The organism is Sporolactobacillus sp. Y61, assembly GCF_040529185.1.
Classification (GTDB): domain Bacteria; phylum Bacillota; class Bacilli; order Bacillales; family Sporolactobacillaceae; genus Sporolactobacillus.
This window is the reverse complement of sequence record NZ_CP159510.1, coordinates 1,120,785-1,134,217: the sequence shown is the minus strand read 5'-3', so window position 1 is coordinate 1,134,217 and position 13,433 is coordinate 1,120,785. Positions and strand designations below refer to the sequence as shown.

Below are 13,433 nucleotides of genomic sequence, written 5' to 3'. Positions count from 1 at the left end.
AGATCTTAAAAAAACCTTCAGTCTGTTAAAAATCATGTAGAGTTTATCAATTGAGGATGCTGAGTGGTCGTTATGAAGCGATGCCAGTGGAATTCTAAAAAAACTATGTCCAACTTTTAGGGGTCAGTTCATCCATCACTACTTTCACTTTCTTTTGCTTAAGAAAATCCACATCAGCGAGCAGTGTCCGTATCGTTTTGACATCGGCAATGCGCTGGCTGTCAACTTACGATAAGCTACCGGCAGACCGGATGTCTGACCGTAAAGGAGCACCAGGTTAATCTGTGGCAAAGGGAGGGGATTTGACGCTTACGACCTTGGTATAAATTAATCCGGGTTGTAACTGTATATAGTAATCTAAAAGTACCCTCTCATAATCACTGAGTTGCTGCAGCTTGACATCGGATACGAAGCTTTTCCAGATCTTTATCCGCAAAGATGCGCATCTAATAGATCGGCTGGTGATCCATCAGAAGATTGATAACCAGAGCCTTCAACCTGACGCCGGCCGGGTGAGGCCTGTGCCCGTACTCGATCCCAGTCAGGAAGTTAGTCGATAGTCTCCCGGTAGCCAATCTCTTCACAGATGGCGGCGATCAGCTGGAAAGTGCCGACTGATAACATGAGCACCTGATCCAATTTTTCCAAAATTATCGCCTCTTCCCGATGAATACAGCCTTTTCAAACACATTCGAGAAAAAACGGAGAATTGAGAATTCCTGCAAAAAAATTAAAAATTGGACTTAGATGACGTTACGAATGTTGGCTAAAAAAATTTAGCGTTCCGAAAAAACTGAGAAGCCTCAAACGTAGGAACGGGTGCAGGCAAAGTGACATTTTTTCATCGATGCTAACAAGCATCACTCCCAATAACCGTTAAAGTTCCGTAATAGAATCATTTTCATTCTTTTTAAGAGGTCATCATATGTAATTATATCGGCTATATCTTCTTGTTTTTGTCGTAATATATCAAAGTCTCTGATTTGTTCTTCATCCAGTTTATTTGATCGCCCAATAACCAGCAATGCCTTCGGATTCCTAGTAAAAACACGAACATTTGAATCTCTCATTTCTTGTTGAAATTTTTTTGACAGTTGATTTTCACCGGCCTTACCCCATCTAGTAAGATTATATAGATACTTTTGGGTTTGGGTGATCTGCCCCTCTAGTTCATTACTAAACACATAATTTCCCCTGTATTGTCCACGGCGTAAAACCTGGAATGAAGGTTTTTTAATTTCGATAAGATCTATAGAACCCGTGTTTTTCAATGCGAAGAAGTCTGGGATATCTATTAGTTTTTTAGAATTACTGTCTATTGGAATACGTATTTCTCGTTTGAAATATATATATTGTGGAAATAGGAAAGGAAAAATCTGTAACAAGAACCGTTGCCAAGATTTTTCATCCACGTCTTCTTTCAACCAACCATCCATCTTTTGAATCCATTTTTCAATCGATTTGCGTGTCTGTAAATCAAGTTCTTTTATCTCTGGGGCGGCGGGCATCGGTTGATAAATGATTTTCCTTGAAATGTAATTGTCCAATTTTTTAGGGTAATTTTCCTTCAAGTCAACGTAGTTTTGTACTCGTTTGGATGTTTCACTGTCGATATATTTGTCAATTTCTGTTCTATTGGGAAAACTTCTGGCCATTTGAACAAAATCATTTTCATTCCAAGCGGTCTCCTCGTCCCCACCAATGTAGAACTTCTTCTGATTCGTTACACTAGTAATTCTAGACCAAAGGCTTGGTCGAATCCTCGAAGATTGAACAACTAGAAAATAAGGCTTGATTTGTAAATCATTTGCAAAGTAGATTCTTATTTCAGGATTAATATTTAATCCAACTAATCGATAATAACTACCATTAAGTTTCCCAATAACAAACGAAAGAGTCTCCTCGTCATTTAAGTCACTTAGGAGATCAGCCTGCTGTTCGTAATTTATCTCTTTAAAACTATTCTGAAGTGAAAAAACATTGTCAATATTGTCTTTTTCTAATAAATGAAAATAATACAGTATCGTTGGCGTGCTTTTATAATCTGTTGGGAATCTGAACATATCATACATTCTACTGAGAACCAAATATTGATTTACTATTTGTATACTATATTTTGAAGATGACATAAAGAAGCCACATTCTTTCTGAATAAGCTTTCGTTTCGGTTAATTTGTTCATCGTTAATGCTGATTTGCTCTCCATCATTATTCTATTAGTATTTTTATCTATCTAGTGCATCGTAGCCAAGTTTTTAAAATGAACTGTAATACTTTACCTTTGTTGATAGAATCTATTTAAAAAGGTGAAATAATGCGTCCTATAAAATACATCGTTGCTTTAACTGACGACGAAGTGACCCGGCTTAAGAACATCCTGAAAGACAAAACGACCAATCAAACCATCAAGAAACGCAGTCAGATTTTACTTGATGCCGATATCAATCACGGAGAAACACACCAGCGCAAAGAGATTGCGAAGTATAATCGTGTTGCCCCCTCAACCGTGGCCAAAGTGACCCGGTTTTTTGTGAACAATAGCTTTGATGAGGTCCTAACCTTTAATCGCGGTGAGGGGTCGAATCACTCGCACCAGAAAATCGATGGTGAAGCCGAAACGAAAATTGTCAAACTCGCTTGTGGGCACCTGAAGGCTATTCGCACTGGTCATTACGGCTATTGGAACAGGAATGCAAAGTGATCCTGGATGTCCCCGTGAAAAAAGACGCGATCCGCCGGATGTAAAAAAAACGAACTTAAGCCTCACCACGATGAATACTGGGCCATCCCCAAAAAACAAGACGCCGAATTCGTAGCTCATATAGAAGATGTGCTGGACGCCTATTCGCGCCCGTACGATCCACAAAAGCCGTTAATCTGTCTGGATGAAAAATCCTACATGATGCATGCCGATAAAGTTCAGCCCCTGCCGATCCGAAACAAAAGTCCTCGCAAAGTTGACTATGAATACGAGCGGAAAGGTTCCTGTTCGATCTTCGGGCTTATCGAACCTTTGACCGGTAAGCAATATGTCGACGTCAGACCTACCCGGACGGCGATGGACTTTGCCGAAGTGATGCATCATTTAGTCGATGATCTGTATCCGCAAGCCAAAAAAATCGTCTTAGTCATGGACAATCTGAACACACATCGCATCGGCTCGTTGTATAAGAAGTATCCGCCAACCGAAGTGAAGCGGATTCTGGATAAGCTGGACATTCACTACACTCCGAAACATGGCAGCTGGCTGAATATCGCAGAGATCGGGTTGAATCTATTTTCGAAACAATGCTTAAATCGCAGGATACCGACCATCGAAGAACTGGATCGGGAGCTAAATACCTGGTGCGATGATCGTAATCATCAGTCGATTGCAGTCAAGTGGCAATTCACCACAGCCGATGCCCGTACCAAATTACAATCGCTGTACCCTAAACTCACGGTAGAAAATTAAAGCAAATATGGTAGCTACGATGCACTAGACTGTCGAAGTCGAGTTAGGGGACCTGATGAATATGGGTTAACAGTTTACTGATATCCAATAATAAAAGCACCCAACTTTTGAACGCCACTTACTTTTCGAGCTCTTTAATTTTCTCGTTTGCTTGTTCTTCCGTGATCTCGTCAATCAAGGTCAGCGCCGAGGTATTCCCAAGGGATTTTTCTCCGCTATCATAGCCCATGAGCCGATCCATCAGGATGTTTTGATTATCGACCATCCAGTCCTTACCCTTTTGGTAAATATACGGTACAAAGCGGTCAACTTTGCCTAGCAGTTTCAAATCATTAATATAATAAAGTTCATAGGCTATTTCACCTTATTTATTCGATTGGGCCGTTTAAGCCTCTTTCCTGCCATTTCTCTGGCTAAAGACACGGCTTTTTTTGAAGCCTTATCTTCAATAGCCCGCCATTTTTCATACAGCTCATGAAGCCTGCCATTCTTCAGTGCAAAGCTTTCCGCCGTATGATACTAAATCTCAAATTCATACCCGTCTGGATTCTTCACGAACGTATTGATTATAAGGGTTAATCGGATTATTCCAGTAATTTTTCACCACAGTTTTAGTGTACCCGTTCTCCTTTAGCAATCATCAGTTTCATAATATCTATCCACCAGTTCATTAAGACTCGTTGCAGCGTAGTGCTCCCCAACTTTCCACCAGGGGATGGTCTGAGCCAGATGTACCCAGCGGTTATCTTTATTCAATGTACCTCCGAAGGGGAGGAAAAGTCTTCCGGCATAATGAGTTGCTGTTCCTGATTTCGATACATTTGAATCGTGGATGTAAATCAATATATTGGACACAAAAAAGTTTAGATTGAGAGCTTGTTGCGTCATTTTGAGTTTGATCTGAATCGCTTGACATGGAGCCTCTACGGGCGATGTTTTTTGGCGAAGGGCGAAAGGGTAAATCTCTTTCGCCTGGCGAGATAGCCTACATCGCTTGCCTCTCCATGTCAAGCGGTGCTCGTGCGGCATGTTGATCAGGCCGTCTTCAAAAACTTGTCTTCTGCTTCCTGAGGCGTCAGATAATCGAAAACGCTATGTATTCTAGCCCTGTTGTACCAGCCTTCAATGTATTGAAAGAGAGCACGTCTTGCTTCATCGAAATCTTTATAGGTCGTCTGATGAATTTCCTCTTTATTCAAGGTCGCAGGGCGAGCTCCGTGGTCATGCTCCGTGAAAAAGAATAACCAACAATTTGTCGTGTACACAGGTCCATGACTGAGGCCAGGTAGCACCAGCCCTCTTTGATTGTGTGAATATAAGTGATATCAGCCACCCATTTTTGGTTGATTTTTGTGGCTGTAAAATCTTGAGCCAGTACATTTTTTCTGTTCTCAACCGGTCCCTGGTTCGATTGCGGACGATACTTTTTCACAATGATGGAACGCAGATTGGCTCGTCTCATCAGCCGCTGCACGCGTTTGAGGCTGACCCTGAAGCCTTCTTTTCTCAAGCGTTTCTGAATCTTGGGAGCTCCGTATATTCGTTTACTTTCTGTATAAAGGGCCTGAATGCGCTGCATCAACTCTCGATTCTCACGGGCCAGGCTGGACTCACAGGCACTTTTAGCCTGATAATAAGTACTTCGCGGCATGTCCAGCACTTGGCATACCGTTTTTATAGGATGTTTTTGTTGCAGGCGATCAATCAAAACACACATCTCAGCTGAAGTTACTTTTTTGCGAATATGGCCATAGCTTTTTTTAATATTTCATTTTCCTCCTGAATGCGTCGTATCTCTTTCTGAAGCTTCAGGTAATCCTCAGGAGTGAAGGATTTCCCATCTTCTAAAGGAATGGGATTCAGTTTCTTAATCCATTTATAAATCGTCGTTTCCGATACGCCATATTCGCTGCTGAGATCTTTGACCGGAGTGCCTGCCTGGTAGAGCTCCACAATCATCTGCTGAAATTCTTTATTGAATTTTTTGGTCGTCTTTCCGCTGTCCATACGGGACACACCCTTTCGTTAATTCTTAGTTTAACTAAAATGTGTCCGTAAGACTATCCTAACATCATTAAATCATCTCCAAGTTTTGTTTTTCTGTTTTGTCGGCAGCTTCTCTCTATAATTTAATATTGTCTACCACTCATCCCCACCTTCCTGACTTCACTCTCTTAATCTTACCCTAAAACATCACAACAGTTTGTTCGCCATGTTCAAGAAGATCATACAATTTGGTTTTCCCGTCCCAATGACAATAGTAAATGGATTATTTCCCCTTATTATATCAACATCCATCTTCGACTGAATACGGTCAATGAATTGTATCAGTCATACCATTTTTTACCACTGATGCCAAGAATTTCACGAGGGTTGCCAACGGGGTTACCACATGATAAATATTCCTATTCTTGAAACGATACATCCACGCATCACACATAATTCCTTCCGTATCCGATTGAACGGCTGGATCTTCTTTAAGCCATCACTCAAGCTCTCCTCTTTCGACCTTTACTATATAGTTATGGATCAAGCGAAAAGCTTCATCAGTATTGAAACATTAGTTTCTTTCCTTGTTTTTTTTTTTCGTCATGGGAGGATAATCATTCAACCGCTGTTGAACCGTTTTTTAACCTGAATTCCCGTGAAATTATACCAAGGCCAGTGAATCCACACCAAGGTATTGATAAAGATTTATCTGTTCCTTTGTCAACTCACCCAAATGGATGTGACCGCCGGGTTAACTGTACTGTTCGATCATGTCCAGTCCATCTAGAAGTTCCTGAATGATGTACTGTTTGAACAGATAATGATTGCTCATGGCTTTTTTTATGTACGAAAGATAGAACAAGGCCATGAACTGGACGAAAAGTTTGCCTTCCAAATTCTCCTCGGAGGAAACAGAAGTCCGACGAAGATTCAGCCGTTCCTTTAAATTGCCGAAGGCTTTCTCGATCAACCCCCGTTTCTCTCGCAATCTCTCTTTAGGATCGCCCCTCTCTCAAATACATAAGTAAAATGTCTTGTTTCTGCATCAAAGCAATCATCTTCCCATTCTCCCCACAAAAGAATTTATAGTCTGTGGGTTTATTATAATAGAGTGGGGGAGTTTTCAGTGACTATCCTGGGGTACTTTTAGATTACTATATACATCAGAAACACCGTAAGGCGCTCAGCTATGCTAGCGCCTCCGAGCTTATTGAGGCCGCGCTGGCAAGCTAGCTCACGGCCTGACTCCATGGTTGTTGCGCTTGATTTGACATTCCGGGAAACTCTTTTAATTGAAGCGGAATTTGATTTTTTCCGGGTAGGAATGGATATCTTTGCGGTGAGACTGGCCCAAAACCATGTTGACCTTTCTGTTATCGAATATTGCGGATGTGATCATGGATTTCTTGATCAGCTTGGTGTCCTGCCCCAGGCACAGGATGCTCTAAGAGTTATTGGTGACGCAATCAGATCTGTCTAAAGTGCTGAATGATATGCAGCCTCCACCCTGTAAACGGGTGGAGGTTTATTTGTGTTCTGTAACTGTGTCAAGCGGGGCTTTCGACCAAATCTTTTGTGATGGATAAAAAGCTGACAGTTCAGTAAAGGCCGTAGCAAGCAGCACCATTTACAGCGTTAAAGAAACTACAAAAGTAAACAACTTATCTGTTTGATCAACCTCCGAATCTTGAAGAACCACCCGGCGATACCCTTGACAGGCTACGTCTGGTCACTACAACCACAAACCCTCCTCCCGTCAGGTATAAATCAATCCCGCATCTTTGACCAGGGGTTACGCTTACCGATAAAAAAATACGTGATGACGGCCATTGCCGGGTAATAAATAATAATCCCGGCAATGTCGTTACAATAATAGGTAGTAACCGAATATAAAACAAGAAAGCTGAATAAATATAAAACAATCCCAGATGAATGTTGTATGTTTGTAAAATCATGTGTTGAATAAAAAAACCAAATGTAAAACGCAAGAACTGTTACAAAAGCAACAGATAAATAATTGTGAAACAGATGAACAGTGATTATAATTGCAAGAGCTGAGACCACAAGCAGGATCGACACAATGATCAGATATTTTTTTTGTTTCTTTTCTACCTTATATAAATTGATAAAGAGCACATTAACGATGATAATTGCCGGAAACCCGGCGAACAGAATGGTAATAATGTTCAGTGAATGAACATATTCAGTAATGAAATGATTGACAATGAAACTGAAGATGAAAATAGAGCCACTTACAAATGTTCCGAGGATCAGTAAATAATCTCTGATCCGGCATAATTTGTCTGAGTCTCTGATTCTTGCCAGATAGGGATACATCGTTGTAGTCAGTGATCCGATCAATACATTGACAGCCGTCATCATTGAAATGGCAAAAGAATAGAAGGCAAAACTTTTCGTGTCAAAATACAATTTAACAAACCAGCGGTCCATAGTATAAAAAAGGAGCATCGAAAAATTACTGATTAAAATAAAGATACCCGAATAGAAACATTGCTTATAATCGGCAAAATCCCATTTTATTTTGCTATGCTGCTTGAAAGGGTTAAATCGCTCCAGGGCAAGATAGACAATATAATAAATAATAACCATCCCTGATATATAAAACAGAGATGATTTCACTTTCAAAGCGATAAGGATCAGTGGGATGATCAGGTTACCGAAAGAGGTAACGTACATAATTCGAGCATAAAGAGAAAATTCTCCCAATGCCTGATAAATGAATTGATAAAAAGCAATCATATTTGCTGGAAGTAATGACAGAGCAAAAGCCAGCACAATATTATTTTCTAACTTCAGACCTGCTATAACCAATAATAATGTCAATAACAATTGAAACCAGAATAAAAAACGTTTTTCCGATACTAATGACTGCTTATCGATTTCTGCAGCCTTTTTCCCGCCATATTTGAGAAAAACACCATCCACAAAACCAAAGTGAAAAATACCAATCAGAGAAAGATACAATGAGAATGTTTTAATCTCTGCATACTGACCAACCGGGAGTAAAGCTGGCAGGATAAAACCGATTACAGTACCCGTAATCAATGTTATTAAATGAGCATTAAACACCTTTCGTATATCGTGAATCATTTTCATGAATATTCTCCTGAGCAAAATCACTTCGTCTGATCTGTTAATCAATACGCATATGAATTGAGTTCGTTAATTCAGTAACATAAACCAGCTTTCTTTTATGATGTGAATATGTGTCGACCGGTCTATTCAACGGTACAACAGGCCCTTGATAATGTATTTTATCCGCACAGACTTATTGTCCTGATTAAATAAATATATTTGTATTAACTTTCTTAGAGCTTTGCAGTATTTATGATGGAAGGAAAGCGTCCTTTTTATCTTGCTTCTCTGTGTATCCTTAATCATCCAATAAGCATTTCTTATTTCATAAAACGCGACATAGGGTGCCTGATTGTTCTCTCCACCGCTTGAAGCTGAAACTTTATGATAGATTTGGGACTGAGGGACATAGAGGATCTTCCATCCATAATTTCCCGCTCTCAGATTCCACTCTGCTTCTTCATAGTACAGAAAATACCGTTCTTTCATGAATCCAATGGTATCAACAACATCTCTTCGAAAAAACAGACTGCATCCTGTAATATAATCAACCATTCTTTTTTCATCATATTGACCGTGATCCATTTCCCCAATGCCCCTGTGTTTTGTTTTTCCTGTATAAGTATTAATTTCGCCACCGGCAAACCATATTTTATTTGTCCCGTAATAATAGATTTTTGATCCTGCAATCCCGACTTCCGGATGCATCTTGATTTCTTTTAAAAGATAAGTCAGACTGTTTCTTAAAACAACCGTGTCGTTGTTTAACAGCCAAAAGTACGGGTACCCCAGGTCATATGCTTTCTGAACAGCAATGTTATTTCCTCCGGCAAAGCCCAGATTTTTTCTGCTTTGAATGAAAAAAAATTCAATATTTCCGTATTTATTGTGATCATAGTCTGCTTTAATTTGCTCAAATGAATGATCATTTGAATGGTTGTCGACTAAGAAAACAGAGAAATTCTGATCATCAAGGTGACTCAGTGATAACAGGCATTCTGCCGTGTCTTTGTAATTATTCCAATTGAGCAGTATAATAGCTACTTTATCAGACATTGATGTTATCCCGTCCAATGTGCTGCTCAGAATCACGACCACATCGTTCTATTTCGTCTCTCCACCAGTCTAATGTCACCTTCAGATATTCGTTGATCGATCGAGTGGGATTCCAGCCTGTTACTCTTCTGAATTTTGTACTGTCACCCGCGAAAGAGTTGATTTCCGCTGTTCGATCATGAAACTTACCTTTTTTGATACGGATCGCTTTACGGGACAACTTCAGCAATCTCATAAGAATTGATTGTATAGAGACAGCTTTTCCCGATGAAATATTGTAGACTCCATTTGGCAGATCTTTTTCAATAGCCAGATAATAGGCATCAATCACATCTGGCAAAGCAAGGAAATCTCTGTACGAAAGAACATTTCCGACGATCATTTCCGGCGGCAACAGATTCTGTTCAATTTTTGCAATCTGTGAGCAAAAATCACTGATGACAAATCCTATTTTCTGACCCGGGCCAAAATGATTGAATGGTCTGAGAAAGACAATGTTCAATTGATATTTTTTCGACATTTGCGTGCCGAGCTGTTCAGCAGCAAGTTTACTGACCGCATATGGATTTTGAGGAAAACAGGGATCGTTTTCTACAAGTAATGTCTTTTTCACGGCAGTCGATCCATATTCTTCACTCGATCCGACAATAATCATCTTCGTTTTCAGATGAAGTATACCAGCTGCCAGAATGATGTTCGTTGTTCCCAATGTATTAACCCGGACCGTTTCCATCGGATCTTTCCAGGATCTCGGTATACTGCTCTGAGCAGCAAGATGCATGATCACATCAGGTTTTATTTTATTGATAACTTTCATGATTTCGTTCAGGTCCAACAGATCCATTTTTATCACCATGTTACAGGTTTGTTCATGAGTAAAATGGGTATGGGACGTCAGAATAACCTTGTGATGGCTCGCTTTGAGTTTACTTGCTAAATGTTTTGCAATAAATCCATGAGCTCCCGTGATCAGTATGTTCATGATCATATCCTGCTCACTTTGAGGCTGTTGGAAACTCTTGTCATGTCGGCTTCAACCATCATTTCAATGAGTTTATCCAGGGATGTTCTTGCATGCCAGTTGAGTTTTCTGTTTGCTTTTTCGGGATCTCCCTTTAATAATTCTACTTCTGCCGGTCGATATAGTTTGGGATCAATCTTTACATAATTTTCATAATTTAAACCAACGATATTGAAAGCCATTCGGCACATCTCTCTGACTGTCGTTGTGATCCCGGTGGCTACGACATAATCATCCGGTTTATCCTGTTGCAGCATAAGCCACATCGCTTCCACATAATCACCGGCAAATCCCCAATCCCGTTTAGCATCTATATTCCCAAGTCGTAATTCATTTTGGATACCCAGCTTAATTCTTGCAACCGCATCGGTAACTTTTCGCGTAACAAATTCTGTCCCTCGTAAAGGTGATTCATGATTAAATAAAATCCCGTTCGAAGCGTGTATGCCATAACTTTCACGATAATTAACGGTCATCCAGTAACCGTACATCTTTGCGACACCATACGGACTTCTGGGATGAAAGGACGTTTTTTCCGATTGTTGCGGTGCCTGAATTAACCCAAACATTTCACTGGTGGACGCTTGATAAAATCTTACTGGACGACGGGTTAGCCGGATCGCCTCCAGTATGTTCAGGACCCCTTCGCCGGTAATTCTTGAAGTGAGTATGGGTTGCTGCCACGATGTGCCAACGTAACTCTGAGCAGCTAAATTGTAGATTTCGCATGGTTCTGAATAATTAATCGCACTGATCAATGAGCTGACATCAGTAATATCCCCGGTATCAATTCTACTTCATGCTCTATATTCAGATACCGGAGCCTCCACTTTGTATCCGTGCTTCTTCTGGCGACTAAGCCGAATACCCTGTAACCTTTGTTAAGGAGAAGTTTCGCTAAGTAAGCGCCGTCCTGACCCGTGATTCCTGTAATAAGTGCTGATTTCATTGCTCAGATCTCACTTTCATTTGTTTTATTAATTCCCTGGCAAATAAGGGTATTATTTTCAGGTCTCTTATCATATATCTGCGAAACAATCGGACAGGTTCTTTAGTAAGTCTGTACAGCCATTCCAAACCTACATCCCTCATCCATTTTGGCGCACGTTTTTTTGTACCTGCGAGAAAATCTATAGCCGCCCCTACACCTATAATAGCGTTTACATGTAAGCGCTTTTTATTTTGCCAATACCACTTCTCCTGCTTTGGTGTACCTAAGGCAAGAAGCAGGATGTTGGATCCACTGCGATTAATCTGTTCACAAATATTCCTGCTTTTTTCACTGTCTGCAAGTTCTGAACAGCTCGGAGAATAGACACCGACAATGTGGCAACCCGGATATTTAAGTTCCGCCATACGCTTCGCTTTTTCTGCTACGCCCGGTGCAGCCCCAAGAATAAATAGATTAAAAAAACGCTTAAAAGAATATTTACAAATTGCAGTCGTCAAATCTGCCCCTGTAACACGTTCCGGTAACGGATTTTTCAAAAGTCTGGATGCCCAAATGATCGGCATTCCGTCACAAGTAATAATATTTGCAGACTGGACGATCTCTCGAAATAATTTGTCATTCTGGGTTAGGATAATATGATCGACATTAGCCGTCTGGATAAAAAGATATTGATTATTACAAATTGAATGAGTCAGGATAGCGATCATCTGGGCAATCGTGACTTTGTTAAAACTTATTCCAAATAGATCTACTTTTTCCAAATCCATCACACTCCATAAGTTGAAACTGAGGGCCCAGTGACTTTTGTTACATGTATCAAATATAATAGCATAAAAAAAAATTAATGTTTTACTTTAAATCAATTTAGTACTAAAGGATCATAATAATTACTTAATAAATCTTAAATGATAGGCTTGATATATCAGTAATTCGTTTAATATATGTCGAATTTGTGAACTCTATTTTTGTATCGATTAAGTAACATAGATCACACGATCAATATAGTTCTAAAGACAGGGGCCCAATAGATCTTACGAAACGTCTGGGGAAAAAACTTTTTATTTTGGAAAAAAATAACGAACGTCCTTGCAGTTAACAGCAGTAAAATCAATGACTTTCCAGCGAGAGGGCCGTCTGGTGAGCTGAAGACTGAGTGCCTTCCAGATGGGAGTCAGGCATGTCAGATATGGCTCCTTATTGGTCACAAGCAAGAATTAAAGGAGGACTATATACCTGATTCCTATGTATATTGTAACCGCTTTTATACCGTGCTAAGTTGGATGTGGGCCCGAAGTGAGCAAATATGTTGACATTAATCAAAAGGGAGGAAGCACACTTGCTGTTAAGTACTGTAGGCGTTATTTTATATCAATTGCTTGCTAAACTTGGATCAATTCTCTGAGATTGTACAAAATCACTTTTCATGTATTATGAGAAAAAATGGGGGGGAATAAGGGATGCTGTTAAGCAGTTTAGGTGTAATTCTTTATCAATTACTGGCGAAAATCGAATCAATCCTTTGATTTGGCGTACTCTCTGCAGAGAATATAAGTAAACAGATATGGGTGTCGGAGGGTATTTTCAATTATTAGAGAATACTGCTTCGGCACCCATCATCTTTATACTATGGGAACATGATACTTCCGAAAACAAAAAAACTGACACCATACAGAAGTGGAATATGATGCTACCTTAGTTCCAATGCGTTTCTATGTCTCATCAGGTTTATCTTGGTTGTTAATTTGAATTCAAATTTTCCCAGACTCAACTTCTTCCGGTTAGCGTCCACCTGGAAGGGAATATCTTAATTTCAATAAAAAACCGCAAAAAGAGAATACTCAAAAACGTGTTCATATTTTGCAGGAC

General features: G+C 39.9%; 9 protein-coding genes and 3 pseudogenes. 3 read left to right on the top strand and 9 right to left on the bottom strand.

All coding sequences use genetic code 11. The annotated features are described in order from the left end of the window. Positions 1-860 precede the first annotated feature (860 nt). Entirely contained in the window at positions 861-2,129 is a 1,269-nt protein-coding gene (locus ABNN70_RS05565) for a Shedu immune nuclease family protein (protein ID WP_353949019.1), read from the bottom strand. Positions 2,130-2,313: 184 nt separating this feature from the next. Between ABNN70_RS05565 and ABNN70_RS05560 the strand changes: the two genes are divergently transcribed. After that, on the top strand, positions 2,314-2,700 hold the full coding sequence (locus ABNN70_RS05560) for a hypothetical protein (RefSeq protein ID WP_353949018.1): 387 nt from the start codon (positions 2,314-2,316) through the stop codon (positions 2,698-2,700). A gap of 54 nt (positions 2,701-2,754) precedes the next feature. Next, positions 2,755-3,453 (top strand): annotated as a pseudogene (locus tag ABNN70_RS05555) (IS630 family transposase); the annotation flags it as partial. Between the two features lie 118 nt (positions 3,454-3,571). On the opposite strand, the gene ABNN70_RS05550 reads toward ABNN70_RS05555, so the two are convergent. The 3 genes and pseudogenes from ABNN70_RS05550 to ABNN70_RS05540 all read right to left on the bottom strand — a co-directional run bounded on the left by ABNN70_RS05550 (position 3,572) and on the right by ABNN70_RS05540 (position 6,412). Beyond that, positions 3,572-3,718 (bottom strand): hypothetical protein, encoded by a 147-nt coding sequence (locus ABNN70_RS05550; RefSeq protein WP_353949017.1) that lies wholly within the window; start codon positions 3,716-3,718, stop codon positions 3,572-3,574. A gap of 769 nt (positions 3,719-4,487) precedes the next feature. Then, positions 4,488-5,460, bottom strand: a pseudogene (locus ABNN70_RS05545) (IS3 family transposase). Between the two features lie 733 nt (positions 5,461-6,193). Beyond that, positions 6,194-6,412 (bottom strand): hypothetical protein, encoded by a 219-nt coding sequence (locus ABNN70_RS05540; protein ID WP_353949016.1) that lies wholly within the window; start codon positions 6,410-6,412, stop codon positions 6,194-6,196. A gap of 369 nt (positions 6,413-6,781) precedes the next feature. Here ABNN70_RS05540 and ABNN70_RS05535 point away from each other — a divergent pair, with 369 nt between their 5' ends. Beyond that, the gene (locus tag ABNN70_RS05535; protein ID WP_353949015.1) at positions 6,782-6,922 is read left to right on the top strand and encodes a hypothetical protein; all 141 of its coding nucleotides are present in this window, start codon (positions 6,782-6,784) and stop codon (positions 6,920-6,922) included. Positions 6,923-7,209: 287 nt separating this feature from the next. Here ABNN70_RS05535 and ABNN70_RS05530 read toward each other — a convergent pair whose 3' ends face one another. The 5 genes and pseudogenes from ABNN70_RS05530 to ABNN70_RS05510 all read right to left on the bottom strand — a co-directional run bounded on the left by ABNN70_RS05530 (position 7,210) and on the right by ABNN70_RS05510 (position 12,328). Next, positions 7,210-8,559: an oligosaccharide flippase family protein gene (locus ABNN70_RS05530; protein WP_353949014.1), complete on the bottom strand. Its 1,350-nt coding sequence runs from the start codon at positions 8,557-8,559 to the stop codon at positions 7,210-7,212. 126 nt (positions 8,560-8,685) lie between these two features. After that, positions 8,686-9,594 (bottom strand): glycosyltransferase family 2 protein, encoded by a 909-nt coding sequence (locus tag ABNN70_RS05525; RefSeq protein WP_353949013.1) that lies wholly within the window; start codon positions 9,592-9,594, stop codon positions 8,686-8,688. Beyond that, the gene (locus ABNN70_RS05520) at positions 9,587-10,576 is read right to left on the bottom strand and encodes a GDP-mannose 4,6-dehydratase (RefSeq protein ID WP_353949012.1); all 990 of its coding nucleotides are present in this window, start codon (positions 10,574-10,576) and stop codon (positions 9,587-9,589) included. Before ABNN70_RS05520 ends, ABNN70_RS05525 begins: the two co-directional genes overlap by 8 nt. Positions 10,577-10,578: 2 nt before the next feature. Further along, positions 10,579-11,564 (bottom strand): annotated as a pseudogene (gene gmd / locus ABNN70_RS05515) (GDP-mannose 4,6-dehydratase). After that, a complete protein-coding gene (locus tag ABNN70_RS05510; RefSeq protein ID WP_353949011.1) occupies positions 11,561-12,328 on the bottom strand; it encodes a WecB/TagA/CpsF family glycosyltransferase in 768 nt (255 codons plus the stop codon). The pseudogene gmd and the gene ABNN70_RS05510 overlap by 4 nt, the downstream one beginning before the upstream one ends. Positions 12,329-13,433: the final 1,105 nt, after the last annotated feature.

What these genes read in the sequence shown, in the direction of transcription:
- ABNN70_RS05565 (WP_353949019.1), bottom strand. Translation starts at nt 2,129, where the DNA reads ATGTCATCTTCAAAATATAGTATACAAATAGTAAATCAATATTTGGTT.
- ABNN70_RS05560 (WP_353949018.1), top strand. Translation starts at nt 2,314, where the DNA reads ATGCGTCCTATAAAATACATCGTTGCTTTAACTGACGACGAAGTGACC.
- ABNN70_RS05550 (WP_353949017.1), bottom strand. Translation starts at nt 3,718, where the DNA reads ATGGTCGATAATCAAAACATCCTGATGGATCGGCTCATGGGCTATGAT.
- ABNN70_RS05530 (WP_353949014.1), bottom strand. Translation starts at nt 8,559, where the DNA reads ATGAAAATGATTCACGATATACGAAAGGTGTTTAATGCTCATTTAATA.
- ABNN70_RS05525 (WP_353949013.1), bottom strand. Translation starts at nt 9,594, where the DNA reads ATGTCTGATAAAGTAGCTATTATACTGCTCAATTGGAATAATTACAAA.
- ABNN70_RS05520 (WP_353949012.1), bottom strand. Translation starts at nt 10,576, where the DNA reads ATGAACATACTGATCACGGGAGCTCATGGATTTATTGCAAAACATTTA.